General features: G+C 68.3%; 15 protein-coding genes. 4 read left to right on the forward strand and 11 right to left on the reverse strand.

Features of this window, described 5'->3' with window-relative positions:
- Nucleotides 1-2: 2 nt before the first annotated feature.
- The 3 genes from ACIRON_RS24810 to ACIRON_RS24820 all read right to left on the reverse strand — a co-directional run bounded on the left by ACIRON_RS24810 (nucleotide 3) and on the right by ACIRON_RS24820 (nucleotide 2500).
- A complete protein-coding gene (locus ACIRON_RS24810) occupies nucleotides 3-329 on the reverse strand; it encodes a hypothetical protein (protein ID WP_402996478.1) in 327 nt (108 codons plus the stop codon).
- Nucleotides 326-901 carry a hypothetical protein gene (locus ACIRON_RS24815; RefSeq protein WP_402996480.1) on the reverse strand — a complete coding sequence of 192 codons (576 nt, stop codon included), beginning with the start codon at nucleotides 899-901 and terminating at the stop codon, nucleotides 326-328. Before ACIRON_RS24815 ends, ACIRON_RS24810 begins: the two co-directional genes overlap by 4 nt.
- 240 nt (nucleotides 902-1141) lie before the next feature.
- Nucleotides 1142-2500 carry a hypothetical protein gene (locus ACIRON_RS24820; RefSeq protein ID WP_402996482.1) on the reverse strand — a complete coding sequence of 453 codons (1359 nt, stop codon included), beginning with the start codon at nucleotides 2498-2500 and terminating at the stop codon, nucleotides 1142-1144.
- A gap of 147 nt (nucleotides 2501-2647) precedes the next feature.
- On the opposite strand from ACIRON_RS24820, the gene ACIRON_RS24825 reads away from it, so the two are divergent.
- Nucleotides 2648-3220, forward strand: a complete 573-nt coding sequence (locus tag ACIRON_RS24825) for a hypothetical protein (RefSeq protein ID WP_402996484.1) — start codon at nucleotides 2648-2650, stop codon at nucleotides 3218-3220.
- Between the two features lie 22 nt (nucleotides 3221-3242).
- On the opposite strand, the gene ACIRON_RS24830 is transcribed toward ACIRON_RS24825, so the two are convergent.
- The 3 genes from ACIRON_RS24830 to ACIRON_RS24840 all read right to left on the reverse strand — a co-directional run bounded on the left by ACIRON_RS24830 (nucleotide 3243) and on the right by ACIRON_RS24840 (nucleotide 5282).
- On the reverse strand, nucleotides 3243-3647 hold the full coding sequence (locus ACIRON_RS24830; protein WP_402996486.1) for a hypothetical protein: 405 nt from the start codon (nucleotides 3645-3647) through the stop codon (nucleotides 3243-3245).
- Between the two features lie 68 nt (nucleotides 3648-3715).
- Entirely contained in the window at nucleotides 3716-4990 is a 1275-nt protein-coding gene (locus ACIRON_RS24835; protein WP_402996488.1) for a cytochrome P450, read from the reverse strand.
- Nucleotides 4977-5282 (reverse strand): hypothetical protein, encoded by a 306-nt coding sequence (locus ACIRON_RS24840; protein ID WP_402996490.1) that lies wholly within the window; start codon nucleotides 5280-5282, stop codon nucleotides 4977-4979. Before ACIRON_RS24840 ends, ACIRON_RS24835 begins: the two co-directional genes overlap by 14 nt.
- 164 nt (nucleotides 5283-5446) lie before the next feature.
- On the opposite strand from ACIRON_RS24840, the gene ACIRON_RS24845 reads away from it, so the two are divergent.
- The gene (locus ACIRON_RS24845; RefSeq protein ID WP_402996492.1) at nucleotides 5447-6649 is read left to right on the forward strand and encodes a sensor histidine kinase; all 1203 of its coding nucleotides are present in this window, start codon (nucleotides 5447-5449) and stop codon (nucleotides 6647-6649) included.
- Nucleotides 6646-7335 (forward strand): response regulator transcription factor, encoded by a 690-nt coding sequence (locus ACIRON_RS24850; RefSeq protein ID WP_091043727.1) that lies wholly within the window; start codon nucleotides 6646-6648, stop codon nucleotides 7333-7335. Before ACIRON_RS24845 ends, ACIRON_RS24850 begins: the two co-directional genes overlap by 4 nt.
- 128 nt (nucleotides 7336-7463) lie before the next feature.
- Here the strand turns inward: ACIRON_RS24850 and ACIRON_RS24855 are convergent, their stop codons facing one another.
- From ACIRON_RS24855 to ACIRON_RS24875, 5 genes are all read right to left on the reverse strand, one after another.
- On the reverse strand, nucleotides 7464-9548 hold the full coding sequence (locus ACIRON_RS24855; RefSeq protein ID WP_402996495.1) for a DEAD/DEAH box helicase: 2085 nt from the start codon (nucleotides 9546-9548) through the stop codon (nucleotides 7464-7466).
- Between the two features lie 13 nt (nucleotides 9549-9561).
- Nucleotides 9562-11202 carry an ABC-F family ATP-binding cassette domain-containing protein gene (locus ACIRON_RS24860; protein ID WP_402996497.1) on the reverse strand — a complete coding sequence of 547 codons (1641 nt, stop codon included), beginning with the start codon at nucleotides 11200-11202 and terminating at the stop codon, nucleotides 9562-9564.
- Nucleotides 11203-11604: 402 nt separating this feature from the next.
- Nucleotides 11605-13275, reverse strand: coding sequence for a M4 family metallopeptidase (locus ACIRON_RS24865; protein ID WP_402996499.1), 1671 nt, complete (start codon nucleotides 13273-13275; stop codon nucleotides 11605-11607).
- A gap of 162 nt (nucleotides 13276-13437) precedes the next feature.
- Nucleotides 13438-15390, reverse strand: a complete 1953-nt coding sequence (locus ACIRON_RS24870) for a M13 family metallopeptidase (RefSeq protein ID WP_402996500.1) — start codon at nucleotides 15388-15390, stop codon at nucleotides 13438-13440.
- A gap of 126 nt (nucleotides 15391-15516) precedes the next feature.
- Nucleotides 15517-15936, reverse strand: a complete 420-nt coding sequence (locus ACIRON_RS24875) for a hypothetical protein (RefSeq protein ID WP_402996502.1) — start codon at nucleotides 15934-15936, stop codon at nucleotides 15517-15519.
- Nucleotides 15937-16086: 150 nt separating this feature from the next.
- On the opposite strand from ACIRON_RS24875, the gene ACIRON_RS24880 reads away from it, so the two are divergent.
- Entirely contained in the window at nucleotides 16087-16581 is a 495-nt protein-coding gene (locus ACIRON_RS24880; protein ID WP_402996504.1) for a GNAT family N-acetyltransferase, read from the forward strand.
- Nucleotides 16582-16638 lie beyond the last annotated feature (57 nt).

Consider the following 16638-nt stretch of genomic DNA (forward strand, 5'->3'; position numbering starts at 1 on the left):
AGTCACTTCACACGCTCCGGGGCAATACTCTTCTCGAGGTCTTTGAATATGCCTCTGATATCTTCATCTGTCGCACCATGGTCGCGCGCGACCGCAAGCAGAGTTCTACGATACTCTCGAGCGGTTTCGATTCCAGTTGAAAGAGCCGTATCCATCTGATCGATAAAGGCGTCATGGTGCCCGCCCGAAGCACGGAGCAAGGGCCCGAATGATCCGCCTTTATCGAGACCCGCGCGAACTTCGCGTCGGGCATTCGAAAGTTCCTCGTCCATGAATTCGAACTCCCATGCCGCTTGGATCAGTCGTTCGACATCAATCCGGATGGTCATACTGCCCACTCTCCCGCATTGATAATCGCCTCGCGCATCGCTTGTTCAATGTTGCGAACACTCGCGGAATGTAGCCACACCTCGTCGATCCTCACCTTCATTGCTCCGAACCTGCCACCAGGAAGCGACACCGAGAGATAGCCATTCTCGGAGCTTCCAGATGCAGATGCGGGCCGAAGGCGACTACCATTAACCGGTCGTCCATTAGCGTCGAGCCCCCGTCGCCGCCGCTCCCATGGGTCGCGCCATCGAAACGTTCCTCTGCGAAGAGATTCGACTCGCTCTTCTAGTTCCCTTCGGCGGGGGCTCAATTCAGCTGAGCGCTGCGCCCGCAACCCATCCGCCGCCGCGTAGGCCTGCTCGAATGCCTCCGCGAAGGATCGACTTGTCGTTCTGACACCGGCGAAGTCATCGATGCGGACCTCAGTGAATCGGACCGCGGCGTCAAGAGTGACCGAGACGCGGTCGCCATCATCCTTACCCTGCTGCGGCGGCACCTCCTGGAAGTATGTGTCACCCAAGTCGTCCTGCAGACGCTGCAGCCGTTCTTGGCCGCGCAGATCAAGGCTCATGTCCAACTTCCCGAGTAAGGTTCTTTGCGGAGAGATATGCGCAATCAAAGTTGGCACGAGAACTGCCGATCCGTCAACGCCAAACGCACGCGATTGCAACTAAGCGCTCGCAGACGCATTTCCTGTCCATGACTGACCCCGACACATCTCGGGCAGGTGGAAACTACACGTATCGGCGGTACGTCGACAGTTCGGCCGCGCCGGTGCCCAATGCCAGGGCACGTTTGTACGACGTTGGCGCTAGCGACGATCCCTTTTGTCGCTGGTGTCGTCCGGCGATTCGTTACGGACCCACCCACGGGATGCGTTGGGATCGAGGACGTCGCTTGCGGTCTCGGTCCAGTCGTCGGTGTAGTCGGCTTCCCACTCTTGGTTCTGGCTGCCGTTCTGGTCCTTCTTCTTGCCACCACGGCCGCCAGCACCGCCGGGTCCACCACGGCCGCCAGCACCGGCGCGGCCGGCTCCACGACCTCCAGCGCCGGTTCCACGGCCGCCGGCTCCCGTGCCACGGGCACCCGCACCGCGAGCGCCCGCACCGGCGCCGGAGCCCGCGCGGGCACCACCCGTGGCACCGGCCCGAGCAGCTGCAGACCTGGCCGCGGCTGACCTCGAGGTGGCGCTGGCAGTAGCCGCCTTCGCCGACGCACCAGCGCCGAACTTGCTGGCGATCGCCTTCGCGACACCGGCACCGAGCAGCGCGCCGCCAGCACCCACAGCGAGCGCGGTGGCGCCGCCGGCGCCTCCACTGAGCGGTGCCAAACCGTCCGCCGTCTCGACCATCGCGTACGAGGTCGCGGGAGCCGGTGATCCATCAGCGTTGATCCACTGGCCGTTCTTGTTGTCCCACTCCGGACGGTTCTCGGCCTGGTACTCCTTGATCTTCGCGTCCTCGGCCTCGATCTTCTCCCACCCCCAACCGTCGGGGTAGGTGCCGTTGGCGTTGATCTTGGCCTTCCGCGCCTGAGCCGCGGCGATGGCGCTGTAGGAGCCCGGGACCGACGTCGGCGAGCCCGACGGGCGCTCCTGCCGCGAGTCATCCGGGTCGACCAGCGCACGAACCTTCGGGTCCGCTTCGATCACCGAGGTGTCAACCGCCTGTACCTTCGCAGCCGCCTTACGCTCGGCATCAGCGATGGCCGCCTCGCGCGCGGCGTAGTCAGCCTTGGCCTGTGCGAGCGCCGTCTCGTTTTCCTCCGCCTGCCGCTTGCCTACCTGTTTCGCGTCAGTCGGGTATTCGGCCGCGTTCACACCGGGGTGGGAATCCGGCAGAGAGCTGTCGATCTCCGCTTTGGCGATCATCGCCTCATGGATCCGCACACGCACCACTGCCAGCGCATCCTCCGCGTCCCGGATCTTGTCCCGCTTCTCATGCGCGAACTTCGAAGAGTCCACCAAGCTGTTCTTCATCGCAGCGCCGGACTCCATCGTTTCCGAGAACCCGTTACCTGCCTTGCTGGCGTTGTTGCCCATGGTCGTGCCAGCACTACCGAACGCACGACGCCCGCCGTTCCAACCCTCGGTCATCGTCGTGATTGCACCGGGATCAGCCCCGCGGACATAGTCATCAAGCCTGAGCGCCCAAAAACCCTTGACTGACATGCAGACCCTCCCGGAAACGATTGGAGTCCTCCCGACCCCCACTTGCGTACGGTACCCAACCTCGATGACGGATCTCGCCAGAGTTCGCCAACAACTGTGCTCTAATCTCGACGCATGACGACCTCTCGGCCCTTAGCAATCGCAGCCATGGCCATCGCAGCCGCCCTGACAGCAGCCGCCTGCTCATCGGCGAACGAGGACCCCGCAGGGGAACCGACCTCCGCTTCAGCAAGCCCGTCATCGACCGCGGAATCCACTGCACCGACTGTGCCTTCGGACTGGCAGACCGTGGCTCTCGAAGATGTGGCCGAGATCTCTGTCCCCGCAGATTGGACCGTCAAGTCCAGCACTGACGCTTTGGACACGTTGTCGGCCCCGAAAGATGCGGTTGGCTTCCCGCCCGGTTCGGCCACCGTCGGGGTCGGAAACTTGGCCGGGGGCGACCAAGCGGACCAGCTCGAGTGGGTGGCCAAGCGCGCTATGGAAAATGACTACGCGGGATACGCTAATCTCAAGCGCCTTCCCAACGAGGTCATCAACGGCACATCCTTCTACCGGTTCCAGTACGAGTCTGATGCCTATTGGTTTGATGCCTACGGCACCGTCACCCCTGACGGCGAGTACAACATCGTGTTCGAATGGCAGTTCGACAAGACCATCAGCCGCAAGCAGGCCGAGGCGATCTGGGGTCCCGTGATGCCGACGTTCAAGATGCTCTGATATCGGAGCTGCCGAGGCTGGGTCAGATGGGCAGGTTGCGGGCCTTTGCGAGCGTGTCCTTGTTGAAGAGCACCAGCGGATTGCTCATGATCTGAGTGGCTTCCATGAATTTCCGAAGCACCAGGGCAGCTGCCTCGGCCTGGGCGTCGGCGCCTTCCAGCTCCTTGACCGCGACCTCGATGCCTTGGTCCATCGTGTTCATCGCGGTCTCGGACTCGGTCAACGCCGTGCGGATGGCCGTATGGCCCTCCTTGACCAGACTGAACAGGTATTTCCCGTCCGCCGAGTCACCGAACATCCCGGCCGACGGAGCAACCATCGCGTCCCTCGCAGCGACGACATTGTCCTTCTCGGCGGTCAGGTCCTTCCGCACCTGGCCGAGCGCGATGTAGTCGACTGCGATCTCTTCGCCGTTGCCCTCGCCCATGATTCGCCCTCCCGAGGCTTCCGATCGCACCCCCGGCGGGTGCCTCAGTAGGAGTAGTACACCACGCCTCATAGGGCGACGGGCAGGGATGCGTAGCCGCGGAGGATGCGGGTGGGGCGGCGTACGGCTTCGCCTGTGACTCGCAGGTCGGGGAAGCGGTCGAGCAACATGCGGAGGCCGACGCGGGCTTCGAGGCGGGCGAGGCTGGCGCCGAGGCAGAAGTGGGCGCCGGCGGAGAAGGAGAGGTGCTGGTCGGCGTTCGGGCGGGTGATGTCGTACGTGTCGGGGTCCTCGAACACCGACGGGTCTCGGTTGGCGCCGCCGAGGACCACGGCGACAGCAGTGCCTCGGGCGACGTCCACACCACCGACGCGAGTCGCCGCATAGGCCTCGCGGACGGTGGCCATGACGGGCGGATCCCAGCGCAGGGTCTCCTCGATGACCCCGTCGACGAGGGACGGATCGTCGAGGAGCAGGGCGCGCTGGGACGGGTGGGCGTCCAAGGCCGCGACCGCGTTGCCGAGCAGGTTGACGGTGGTCTCGAAACCGGCCGCCAGCAACAACAGCCCGAGGGCGTGGAGTTCGACGTCGTCGAGGTCGCCGGCGATCACCAGGGCGCTGAGGAGGTCGTCGCCGGGGTCGGAGCGGAGGCGGCGTACGTGGTCCTCGAACCAGTGGTGCAAGGACCTCATCGCGGTCTCGACCTGGGAGTAGTCCCGCCAGGACAGCCCCGGGTCGAGGATCGCGGCGGCCTGGTCGCCCCAACGGAGGATGTCGGCACGATCCGCGGCAGGGACCCCCAACAGCTCGGCGATGACGGCGATCGGAAGCTTCGCGGCGTACTCCTCGATGATGTCGACCTGCCCCTCGCGCGGGTCGATCTCGTCGAGCAGGTCGCCGGCGACCGCGGTGACCATCTCGGCCATCGAGCTGATCCGGCGGGCGGTGAACGCCTTCGAGACGTGCTTGCGGTAGCGGGTGTGCAGGGGTGGGTCGACGGCGAGCATCGACGGCGGGTCGACCGGACCCAGGACGTCGGGCGCGCTCACCTTGCCGAGCAGCCACCGCAGCGGCACCGGCAGCTCACCCTGACCGTCACCGACGCCGAAGTCGCTGCTGCGCAGGATCTCGTTGGCGGCGGCGTACGAGACCGTGCCGGCCATGAACGGGTTCATGTGGATCGGGCCGCGTGCCCGCAGGCGCCGGTAGTCCGGCACCTCCTGCGTCCACATCAGCTCGGCGAGCGGGTCACCGCGCCTCGACGCGAAGCTCAGCACCGCACGGTTGATGCCCTGGGAGAGGGCCCAGCGGGCGTACGACCTCGGCAGCTCACGCCGACGCATCGGCCAGCTCCTCGCTGAACTCGTGGGTGCCGATCCGGCCCATGAGCGGCGCGAGGTCGGCCAGCAGGTCGGCGAAGGTCGCCTCGTAGTCCTCCTGCGAGAGCGTCGGGTCGAGCTGCGCCTGGAAGCGGATCCGCCACCGGTGGCGCAGGGCCTGGGCCAGACTCTCGGGAGTGCCGAACGCCTCGGCGTAGGCCGGCGACCAGGGCAGCCGGCGGGCGAAACCGGCGCGCAACTCGGCCTCCGCCTCGTTCAGCAGCCGGTAGCGCTCATGGGTCTGCGTCCACGTCATCGTCCTCACCGTCTCCGTTGTCGTCGGGATGAGAACGACGCTACGGACCGACCGCGCCGGACACATCGGACGCTGGCAGGCACCTGAGCTCCTACCCTGGTAGGAGGCCGGCCGCCTGCCACGGTCGGATGCGGCCCGGGTCACGTCTTCCTAGACTGAAGAGCATGAGTGTCCAGAGCCTGGCTCGCGGCTTGCGCGACTTCATGGACGGACGCGTACGCGGCAAGGGCCTCGACATCCCCTGGTGGGCGCCGCTGCTGTCGGCCGGTGCCCTGATCGGGGTGGTCACGGTGGCCGCGCTTCAGCGTGAAGCCACCGGACCGGCGGTCATCGCCAGCCTGATCATCGTGATCCCGTCGCTGAGCCTCTTCTTCGTGCCGTCCTCGAGCGACTGGCTCAAGCACAACCTGTGGGTCATCGACGCGGTGCCGACGCTCGCCGGGGCTGCCTGGCTGATGTCCCAGCCCGCGTCGGGGTTCTGGCCGCAGCACGACTTCGCGCCTGCCGTGCTGGTCCCGATCACCCTCGAGATGGTCATCCGCGAGGGCCTCCGCACCGGCACCCTCTACGGCATCGCCTCCGGGGTGGTGATGGGGGTCTTCGCCGCGGACACACCCAGCGGGATCGGGGTCCATTTCCTGCTGCTCTTCGTCGGCTGGGTCTGCGGTCTGATGATGCTTGCCCAGATGCGGGCGCTGCGCGCCGAACGGCTCGCCCGATCGCAGGAGCACGCCCGCGCGACCGAGGCCGAGCGCACCCGGATCGCGCGCGAGATCCACGACCTGGTCGGCCACTCGCTCTCGATCACGCTGCTGCACCTGACCGCCGCGCGCCGCTCCGTCGCCGAGGGGGACGACCCCGACGAGGCCGTGTCCGCGCTCACCGAGGCGGAGGCCGTCGGGCGCCGGGCGATGGCCGAGATCCGCCGTACGACGGGCCTGCTGACGACCTCCGGCGCCGGGACGGCTCCGCTTCCCGGAGCCGCGGACGTGGTCCGGCTCGTGGAGGAGGGCCGCAGCGCGGGGCAGTCGATCACCTTCTCGTCGTCCGGGGATCTCTCCCGCATCGACGCCGGCGTCGGGCTGGGCATCTACCGGATCCTGCAGGAGTCGCTCGCCAACGCCATCCGGCATGCTCCCGGGGCGCCGGTCTCGGTGTCGTTGGCGGTCGCCGACGGCGTACGCCTCTCCGTGCAGAACCCGCTCGTCGGCAGCCGGCGAGGGGTCGGCGAGGGGTCCGGGCTGGCCGGCATGGCGGCCCGAGCTGAGCAGCTCCGCGGCCGGCTGTCGGCGGGAGCCGAGGAGACGATGTGGAAGGTTGACCTGGTGATCCCACCGCACTGTCTCGTACGCAGGGCCCTGGCATGACCTCGGTCAAGGGCCCCGTCAACGGATCCGAGCCGATCCGGGTGATCGTGGTCGACGACCAGGAGCTCGTACGCAGCGGCCTGCGCCGCATCCTGCGACGGCGCGACGGGCTGGAGATCGTCGCCGAGTGCGCCGACGGCTCGGAGGTGGTCGCGGCTCTCGAGGCCAACCCCGCCGACGTCGTGGTCATGGATCTGCGGATGCGGCAGGTCGACGGGATCACCGCGACCGGCCTCGTGCGGGCCCTGCCGTCGGCGCCGCCGGTGCTGGTGCTGACCACGTTCGACGAGGACGAGCTCGTCTCCGGCGCCCTTCGCGCCGGGGCCGCCGGCTTCATGCTCAAGGACTCGCCCGCCGAGGAGCTGGTCATGGCCGTACGCTCCGTCGCTCTCGGCGACGCCTGGCTCGACCCCGCCATCACCGGCCGCGTCCTGGCCACCTACCGCTCCGCCGTCGCGCCGGCGTCGAGCGCCGTCGAGGTCTCCGAGCTGACCGACCGCGAGCTCGAGGTCCTCCGCGGCCTCGCCTCCGGCTGGACCAACTCCGAGATCGCCGAACGGCTCGTCATCTCCGAGCTCACCGTCAAGTCCCACATCGGCCGCATCTTCGCCAAGCTCGACCTCCGCGACCGCGCCGCCGCCATCGTCTTCGCGTACGACCACGGCATCGTCCGGCCCGCTACCTGACCCCTGCCGAAGCGTCAGCCGCGTCGGCCGATGCGTCACGTACGTCGCTCGAGTGGGCAGCGGCGTGACGTCTCGGCCGGCGCGAGTGACGTCTCGGCCGACCTGGGTGACGCCTCGGCGGGGGCTGGTCAGGTGGTGGTGGCGAGGACGAGGGGGTGGACGGTGGCGGCGCCGGCGTCGAGGAGGGCTCGGGCGGCGAGGGTGACGGTCCAGCCGGTCGCGACGCGGTCGTCGATGAGGAGTACGTCGGCACCGGGCGGGACATCGGCGTGGAGCGAGAAACGGCGGCCGATGGCGGCGACGCGCTGGGCGGAGTTGGAGGCGCCCTGGCCGGGGCCGACGTCGGGGTCGACGATGGCCCACGAGCCGAGGACGGGGATGCGGAGATAGCGGGAGAGGCCTTCGGCGAAGTCGCGGGTCAGGGTGGGGCGGGTCGACGACTCGACGTAGACGATTCCGCCGACCCGAGGACGCCAGTCGCCCAGGACCTCGACGACCGCCTTCACCAGCGGCACCGGGACCGGGCCGTCCTGTGCGGGTTCGCGGAAGAGGTCGCGCAGCGCTTGGCCGTAGCCGAGGTCGGTCAGCCGCGCGACCGCGCGCCCCTCGAGCGGGCCGTCCTTGATCTTGCCCTTCAGCGAGATGCCGAGCCGGTCGAGCCCGGTGGGCCACATCTTCTTCGGCTCCACGACCACCCCGGGACGCGCCAGCCGCGCCGAGGCCTCCTCGACCGCACCCTCGGAGACCGACGATGTCACCGCGAAGCCACCGCAGTTGTCGCACCGACCGCAGTCGACGGCACCGGGATCGTCGAGCTGCTCGCGTAGGAACCGCATCCGGCACTGGTCGGTCGAGATGTAGGCGAGCATCGCGTCCTGCTCGCGGCGCCTGGCCTGAGCGACCCGCTCATACCTCTCCGCGTCGTAGTCCCACGGGACACCCGTCGCCTCCCAGCCGCCGCCGACCCGGCGGGCGGCGCCGTCGACGTCGAGCACCTTGAGCATCTGCTCCAGGCGTGACCGGGACAGGTCGACGTACGTCTCCAACGCCTGCGTCGACAGGGCCCGGCCCGCCTCCGACAGAACCCCCAGGGTCTGACGCACCTGCTCCTCGCGCGGGAACGCCAACGAGGCGAAGTAGGCCCAGATGTCGCGGTCCTCGATGCCGGGAAGCAGCACGACGGAGGCGTCGGAGGTGCCACGCCCGGCACGGCCGACCTGCTGGTAGTAGGAGACCGGAGAGGACGGCGCCCCCATGTTGACCACGAACCCGAGCGTCGCGTCGAAGCCCATCCCGAGCGCCGAGGTCGCCACCAGTGCCTTGACCTTCCCAGCGGCCAGCGACTCCTCCAGATCGGCCCGCTCGGCCGCCTCCGTGCGCCCCGAGTACGCGGCCACGTCATGGCCGCGCGAGCGCAGATAGTCGGCGATCTCCTCGGTCGCGGCCACGGTCAGGCAGTAGACGATGCCCGAACCGGGCTGCTCGGAGAGATGGTCGGAGAGCCAGGCCAGGCGCTGCTCAGGAGTCTTCAGTGTGACCACCCCGAGCCGCAGCGACTCCCGGTCCAGCGATCCGCGAAGCACGAGAACCCCCTCGCCCATCTGCTCGGCGACGTCCGAGGTCACCCGAGAGTTGGCGGTCGCGGTCGTCGCGAGCACCGGGATCCCGTCGGGAAGGTCGGCCAGCAGCGTACGGATCCGGCGGTAGTCGGGCCGGAAGTCGTGCCCCCAGTCGGAGATGCAGTGGGCCTCGTCGACCACCAGCAGGCCGCACTCGGCAGCCAGCCGAGGCAGCACCGCGTCGCGGAACTTCGGGTTGTTGAGCCGCTCGGGGGAAACCAGCAGGACATCCACCTCACCGGCGTGGATGGCCTCCTCGATCGAGATCCAGTCCTCCGGGTTGGTCGAGTTGATCGTCACCGCCCTGATCCCGGCCCGCTGCGCCGCCGCGATCTGGTTGCGCATCAGCGCGAGCAGCGGCGAGACGATCACGGTCGGCCCGAGCCCGGCCTCACGGAGCAGCAGCGTCGCCACGAAGTAGACCGCCGACTTCCCCCAACCGGTCTTCTGCACGACCAGTGCCCGGCGACGCTCGACGGCGAGCGCCGAGATCGCCGACCACTGGTCTTCGCGCAGCGTCGCGTCATCGCGCCCCACGAGGGCACGCAGATGCGCCTCGGCACGAGCACGTACGTCGGTGGCCGGATCAGTCATGACCACAGGTCTATCAGGGACCTCCGACAGACCCGCCCAGCGCCAACCTCGGCCAGTCGGAGAGGTCGCTCAGCATCTGACGATCGTGAGTGGCCACCACGACCGCCGCGGAGGTCGCCCGCAGCGCGGCCGTCAGCTCGTCGACCAACCCGGCCGAGAGGTGGTTGGTCGGCTCGTCCAGGATCAGCAGCTGCGGGAGCGAGGCGAGGCGCAACGCCAGCTCGAGCCGCCGCTGCTGCCCCTGGGACAACCGGGAGGCAGGCGTACGCCGCGCCTCGGCGTCCACCAGACCGGTCGACCGGAGCGAGGGGATCGCCCGCTCCGGCACCACCCCGGCGGTGACCAGCTGCCCACAGTGACCGGCGTAGATCTCCGCCGCGGTCAGACCGGGGGACCACGCCGGCTCCTCCTGACCGACGAGCGCGACCCGCACCCCCGACGAGGTCCGGACCGACCCCACGACAGGCGCGAGCAACCCGCCCAGCACCTGCAGCAACGTCGACTTGCCGGCACCGTTCGGCCCGGTGACCAGCAGCCGGTCACCGGCGGTGATCTCCAAGGAGACGGGTCCGCCCAGACGATCCGGCACCGACACCTCGTCACACCGCAGCAGCGTGCCGGCCCCCGGCGAGAGCGCCGGGAAGCCGAGCGACATCGGCGGCTCCGGCACGGAGATGCGGTGCGCCTCGAGCGCCGCGAGGTCACGGTTGAAGGAGCGCACCAACCCGGGTGCGCGGGTCTGTCGCTGGTGCTTCCCGGTCCCCTTGGGCGGGCGCCAACCGGTGCTCAGCCGGTCCCGCGCCACCGAGACCGAGTCCTGCAACCGCCGATGCTCCTCCTGCTGAGCCGCGTAGTCCTGCTCCCAGCGTTCCCGGTCGCGGCGCCGGCCGTCCTGCCAGCCCTGGTAGCCACCGGCGTACGTCCTGGGCCGGCCGTCCTCGCTCGGATCCAGGTCGAGGAACTCCTCGCCGACCTCGCGCAGCAGCGCGCGGTCGTGAGAGACGAGCACCACCCCGCCGGCGTGGGTCCTGACCTGCTCGGTCAGGAACGCCAGCCCCGACGCGTCGAGATGGTTGGTCGGCTCGTCGAGCACGAGGAGATCGTGGTGCGCCCCGAGCAGACAGGCCAGCCGCACCCGGTAACGCTGCCCGACCGACAACGTCGCCAGCCGACGTCCGTCATCGGTGCACGCGCCCAGCGCTTCGAGCGCGATCTGGACCCGGCGATCGGCGTCCCAGGCATCCAGCGTGGTCGCACGCTCCAGCGCGGCGGCGTACGTCCCGTCGGCGTCCGTCGGATCCTCCGACAGGGCCTCCGCCGCGGAGTCGAGAGCGCGCAGCGCGGCGTGCGACTCGGCCAGCGCGGCGGAGGTGAGGGTGCCGACGGTGTCCCCAGGACGTACGTCCAGGGCTTGCTGGGCGATCCCGCGACTCCCGTGCCGCTGAACGCGGCCGGAGTCGGGTTCGAGCAGCCCGGCGAGGACATGGAGCAGCGTGGTCTTGCCCCGGCCGTTCTCGCCGACGATGGCCAGCCGGGACCGCTGGGTGGCGGAGACGGTCAGGGAGACGCCGCGCAGGACGGGGCGACCGCCCCGGGTGACGGAGATGTCCTCGGCGCGCAGGTGGGCAGAGGTGTGGTGGGTCTGTACAGACACGAAAGTGAACTTCCAGCTCGCGAACGGGAGCCGGGAGAGCGAGAGCAGCTACCCGGCATGGCCGGACAGCGGCGTGAGTATTCCTCGCAGCGCCGCCGTCAGGCGGCGGGGCGCAGGCGCATGTACGCGATACCTGGGTGCATGCCTCCAGGGTAGACAGCGACCACCCGTCCACGCGAACCGTTATTCACCCGAGCGCAGAAAGACAACACCGAGCCGGCGCTGTTGGTCCTCCCCCACGGGGACCCGCAGAACCGGCCCGGCGTGTCCAGTATGCGTCCTATCGCCGTACCGGCATAACCACACGCCCGAATTCGTACTTTAGTTACCCAAAGCGGTCGACGGCGCCGCCTCCGGTAGGAAACGACGCCGTCGAGCCACTCTGTTGTCGGTGTGGCGAGATCAGCTCACGGAGACCGCGGTCCACGTCGCCTCGACGGCCGCGACCTCCGGGCTGGAGGCACCGTAGAGGTCCGAGGCCGCCTTCACCGTCGCGTCGCGCGCGCCGGCGTAGTCGGTGGTCGAGGTGAAGTAGGTCGAGTTCGCCCGGAACCAGATCTGCTCCGCCTTGTCGCGACCGATCCCGGCGATCGTCGAGCCGTCACAGGTCGTGCTCGAGTGCTCGACCCCACCGATCGTCTTCGTGCCCGAGCCCTCGGAGAGCAGGTAGAAGAAGTGGTTGCCGACACCGCTTGAGTAGTGGACGTCCAGGTCGCCGGTCGAGGAGGACCAGCAGTTGACCGAGCTGCCGTCGAAGGACGGGTTGTCCATCCGGCGCAGCGGGTCGCCACCGTCGAGGATGAAGGACTCACCGATCAGGTAGTCGCCCTGGTCCTCGGCGTTGTCCGCGTAGAACTCGACCGCGGTCCCGAAGATGTCCGAGGTGGACTCGTTGAGCCCGCCGGACTCCCCGGAGTACTCCAGGCCCGAGGTGTTCTCGGTGACGCCGTGCGTCATCTCGTGGCCCGCGACGTCCAGGGAGACGAGCGGCCCGTAGCCGACACCGTCGCCGTCGCCGTACGTCATCTTCTCGCCGTCCCAGAAGGCGTTGACGTAGTCGTTGCCGTAGTGGACCCGGTTGTAGGAGCCCGAGCCGTCGCCGAAGATGCCGTCGCGGGCGTGGACGTTCTTGAAGTAGTCCCAGGTGACGTTGGTGCCGTACTGCGCGTCGGCCGCCGCGGTCGCCCGGTCGTCGTTGGAGCCGGTGCCGAAGGTCGTGGTCGGGCTCGTGACCACCGTCCCGGCCGCGCACCCGAACCCGAGGAGCTGGCACAGCAGGCTGTCCTCGGCGTTGTTCATGTCGGTCGTGTAGGTGCCGCCACGGGTCTCGTCACGCAGCTCGTACGTCGAGCCGTTCTGCTTCACCTGCAGCGGGATGGTCCCGGAGTAGAGGGTGTTGCCCTCGCCATCGATCGTGTGGATGCCCTCGACCCGGCGCAGCACCTTGCCGCTGTCCGCGTCGACGTAGGTCGCCAGGCGCGAGGGGGTGCCGTCGGCCTGCTTGCCCTTGGTGGTCACCCGCCACGCCAGCGTCGGGGTGCCGTCGACCGCGTCGACGACGAGCTCGGGCGCGTACTTCTTGTCGGCCTGGAGCTTGGTGATCGTCTTGGTGACGGCGTCCAGGGTCAGCGCGGCCTTGGTGGCCACGGCCTCGGTGATGGCCGGCTTCACCGAGAGGTCGAGCACCTTGGTCAGCCCCTGGGAGACGGAGGTCAGGGCGCCGGACCTGCTCTGGTGGGCGACCAGGTCGCCGCCGACGACCTCGAGGCCCTTGTACGTCCGGTTCATCCGCACGTGGGTGGCACCGTTGGTGTCCTTCAGGGTCACCACGGGCTCGAGCTCCTGGCCCGCGCCGACCTTCCAGGTCGACGGCTTGCTGGTCAGCGCGTCGATCGCCTTGTCGGCGATCGACTCGTCATCGATGACCTTCTGGGCAGCCAGTGTCTCTGGCGTGATGGCGGAGGCCGAGTCAGCAGGGGTGGCGCCGGCTGGGCTTCCGAAGGACGCGATGAAGGCGGTTCCTGCAACGGCGGCAGCGGTGGTGGCACCGGCCGCTCGAACGAATCTACGCATGGGGGTTCTCCTCGAGATCAGGACCAGGATCGGACCGGATCCTTCCACCCGAATCGGGACTGCGACCGAACAAATTCGTGCAATGCAGCTTTATGAAGCGGTCGCCCCGCGTAACTCGTTTACGTCGTTATCAAGAATTAACCAAACGCACCCGGGGGCATGTCACCAGATGCGCACCCGGTCCTCCGGATCGAGCCACAGTCCGTCGCCCTGAGCAGTGCCGAAAACCTCGTGGAACTCGTCCAGGTTCCGCGCGATGTTGGCACGGAACTCCGGCGGGCTGTGCGGGTCGATCGTGAGGTACTGCTGCGCCTGCTCCCTGCGCCGCACCGTACGCCACACGTAGGCCCAGTTGAGGAAGAGCCGCTGCCGGTCGCCGACGCCCGCGGAACCGCCGGTCGCGAGCATGTAGGCGGTGTGCGCGATCGTCAGGCCACCCAGGTCACCGATGTTCTCGCCGACGGTCAGCGCGCCGTTGACGAACTCGCCCGGCAGGTCCCGCGGCGACAGCTGGGAGTACTGCTCGATGAGCGCCTTCGTCTTCACCTCGAAGGCCGCCTTGTCCTCCGGCGACCACCAGTCCTGCATGTTGCCGTCGCCGTCGAACTGGGCACCCTGGTCATCGAAGCCGTGCCCGACCTCGTGGCCGATCACCGCGCCGATGCCGCCGTAGTTCTCCGCCGGGTGGGCGTCCTTGTCGAAGAAGGGCCGCTGCAGGATGCCGGCCGGGAAGCAGATCTCGTTGGTGCCGGGGTTGTAGTAGGCGTTGACCGTCTGCGGCAGCATGAACCACTCGTCGCGGTCCACCGGTCCGCCGAGCTTGCCGAGCTGCCGGTCGGTCTCGAAGACCGAGGCCGCCGAGACGTTGCCGATCAGGTCGTCCTTGGAGATGGTCAGCGCCGAGTAGTCGCGCCACTTCGACGGGTAGCCGATCTTCGGCGTGAACTTGTCGAGCTTCTCGTAGGCCTTCTCCTTGGTCTCCTCGCCCATCCAGTCGAGCTCGGAGATCGACTTGCGGTAGGCCTCCAGGAGGTTGTGGACCAGCTCGTCCATCTGCGCCTTCGCCTCGGGCGGGAAGTGGCGCGCGGCGTACTCCTTGCCGACCGCCTCACCGATCGCACCCTCGACGATCGCGACCCCGCGCTTCCAGCGTTCGCGCAGCTCAGGGGTGCCGTTGAGGGTGCGGCCGTAGAAGTCGAAGTTGGTCTCGACGAAGTCGTCGGTCAGGTAGGGCGCCGCCCAGCGCAGCACGTGGAAGTAGAGCCACGACTTCCAGTCGTCGATGTCGACCTCGCCGAGCACGGTCGAGAGGTGGGCGAAGAATGACGGCTGCCGCACGACCACCTCACCGAGCACCGCCTCGGTGGTCAGCTTCGAGCCGGAGAGGTTGCGGACGTACGCATCCCAGTTGAAGTTGGGGGCCAGCTCGCGCAGCTCGGCGAGGGTCAGCAGGTTGTAGGTCTTCTGCTTGTCGCGGGTCTCCTCGCGCGCCCAGTGGCCCTCGGCAAGGCGGGTGTCGATCCGGATGATCGTCTCGGCGGCCGCACGCGGGTCGGGGTGCTCGGCGAGCTCGTAGAGGCGGGTCAGGTAGTCGGCGTACTTCCCCAGCACCTCGGCGAACTTCTCGTCGAAGTAGTAGTCCTTGTCGGGGAGGCCGAGACCGCCCTGGAGCAGGTTGAAGATGTAGCGGTCGGAGGCCTTGTCGTCGTTGTCGACGTAGGAACCGAACAGCCCGTGACCGCCGATCCGCTCGACCTCACCCAGGAACGCCGCCAGGTCGTCCGCGTCGCGGAGCCCGTCCACGGCGGCCCTCAGGCCATCGAGCGGACGTACGCCCCGCGCGGCCACGCCGGCCTCATCCATGAAGCTCGCGAAGAGGTCACCGATCTTCTGGGCGTCGCTGCCCGGCTCGCCGCCGGATGCCGCGAGCTCCTCGATGATCGCGCGTACGTCCTTCTCGGCCTGGTCGGCGAGCATCACGAACGGCCCCCAGCTGGACCGGTCGGACGGAATCTCGACCTCCCGGAGCCAGGTGCCGTTGACGAACCCGAACAGGTCGTCCTGCGGCCGAATGCTGTCGTCCATGCCCGGGCGGGCGTCATCAAGAATGCTCACAGGCCCAGCGTAGAGGCGGGTCCCCAGCAGGTCAGGCAATAACCCCGCACATGCGGGGAAGTTGCGGTGTTCGCGCGGTCTGCGGTCGCGACAACCCCGCACGTGCACGGTCTTGTCCAGCAGCGCTCAGGACCAGCCCGGGAAGTGTGCTCGCCAGGCGTCGGAGAGCACCGCTGGGACGCCGGGTTCGCCTCGGAGGCGCAGCACGCGGTGGATCCGTTCCAGCGTGCGACCGGGCGACTTGTAGATGTCCTTCGCGACGAAGACCATGATGCGCCACTGGTCGTCATCGATGGCCTCACGTCGTTCGAGATCGGCCCTCGCGGCCGTCGCATGACTCGCCCACGCCTTCTCACCGAACGGCATCAGCACGGCCTCGGCGATGAGCAGCGGCGTCACCTCGACCGTCGCCGCAACGTAGACGCCGTGCAGCAAACGCTTGTAGGCAGCTGTTCGCAGGTCGCTGATGTTCCCCTGCGCGGCCGCCCACGCGCGTGTGAATGGCCGCTTCGGGTCGAACGCGACGGAATCCTGATCCTCAGTCATTCATCAACCATGTGCGGCTCGCACCACGGCGTCGCGCCCAAATTGCAGCCTGTGGATATCCAAGGTTTGAAGCGAGCCTGGGGACGGTGAACGGCCCGTTCCAGCGGAAACTCAGATGGCCTCAGCGCGCGATCTGGGTAGGGTCTGGCAATGCCCGAGTTGCAGCGGCTCCATGCCGACCATGCGCCGGCGGTCCTCGCCTTCGAGCTGGCGAACCGCGCCTACTTCGCTGCCTCGATCTCCGACCGTGGTGACGACTTCTTCGACCAGTTCACCGACCGGTACAACGCCTCGCTGACCGAGCAGGAGGCAGGCATCTGCGCCTTCTACGTGCTCGTCGGCGAGGACAGCTCGGTACTCGGCAGGTTCAACCTGTACAACGTGGAAAACGGCACCGCCAGACTCGGCTACCGGGTCGCGGAACGGATCGCCGGCCGTGGGGTAGCTACCGCGACCGTCCAAGATCTGTGCAGGATTGCGACGGCGATGCACGACCTGCGCACACTGCGGGCTGCCACCTCCCACGACAACGCCGCGTCCCAGAAGGTGCTGGTCAAGGCCGGGTTCGTCCCGGTTGGCCCGACCGCCCCGGGCGATCTCGGTGGCGAGTCAGGCACTTGGTACCTGCGCGACCTCCAGGCGTAAATGTTGACCCTGCTCGCGAGTCGGGCCCGGGTTCGTCGAACGTCGATACAGAATCGC

Origin of the sequence: Nocardioides sp. NPDC101246 (genome assembly GCF_044767415.1) — a bacterium.
GTDB lineage: Bacteria > Actinomycetota > Actinomycetes > Propionibacteriales > Nocardioidaceae > Nocardioides.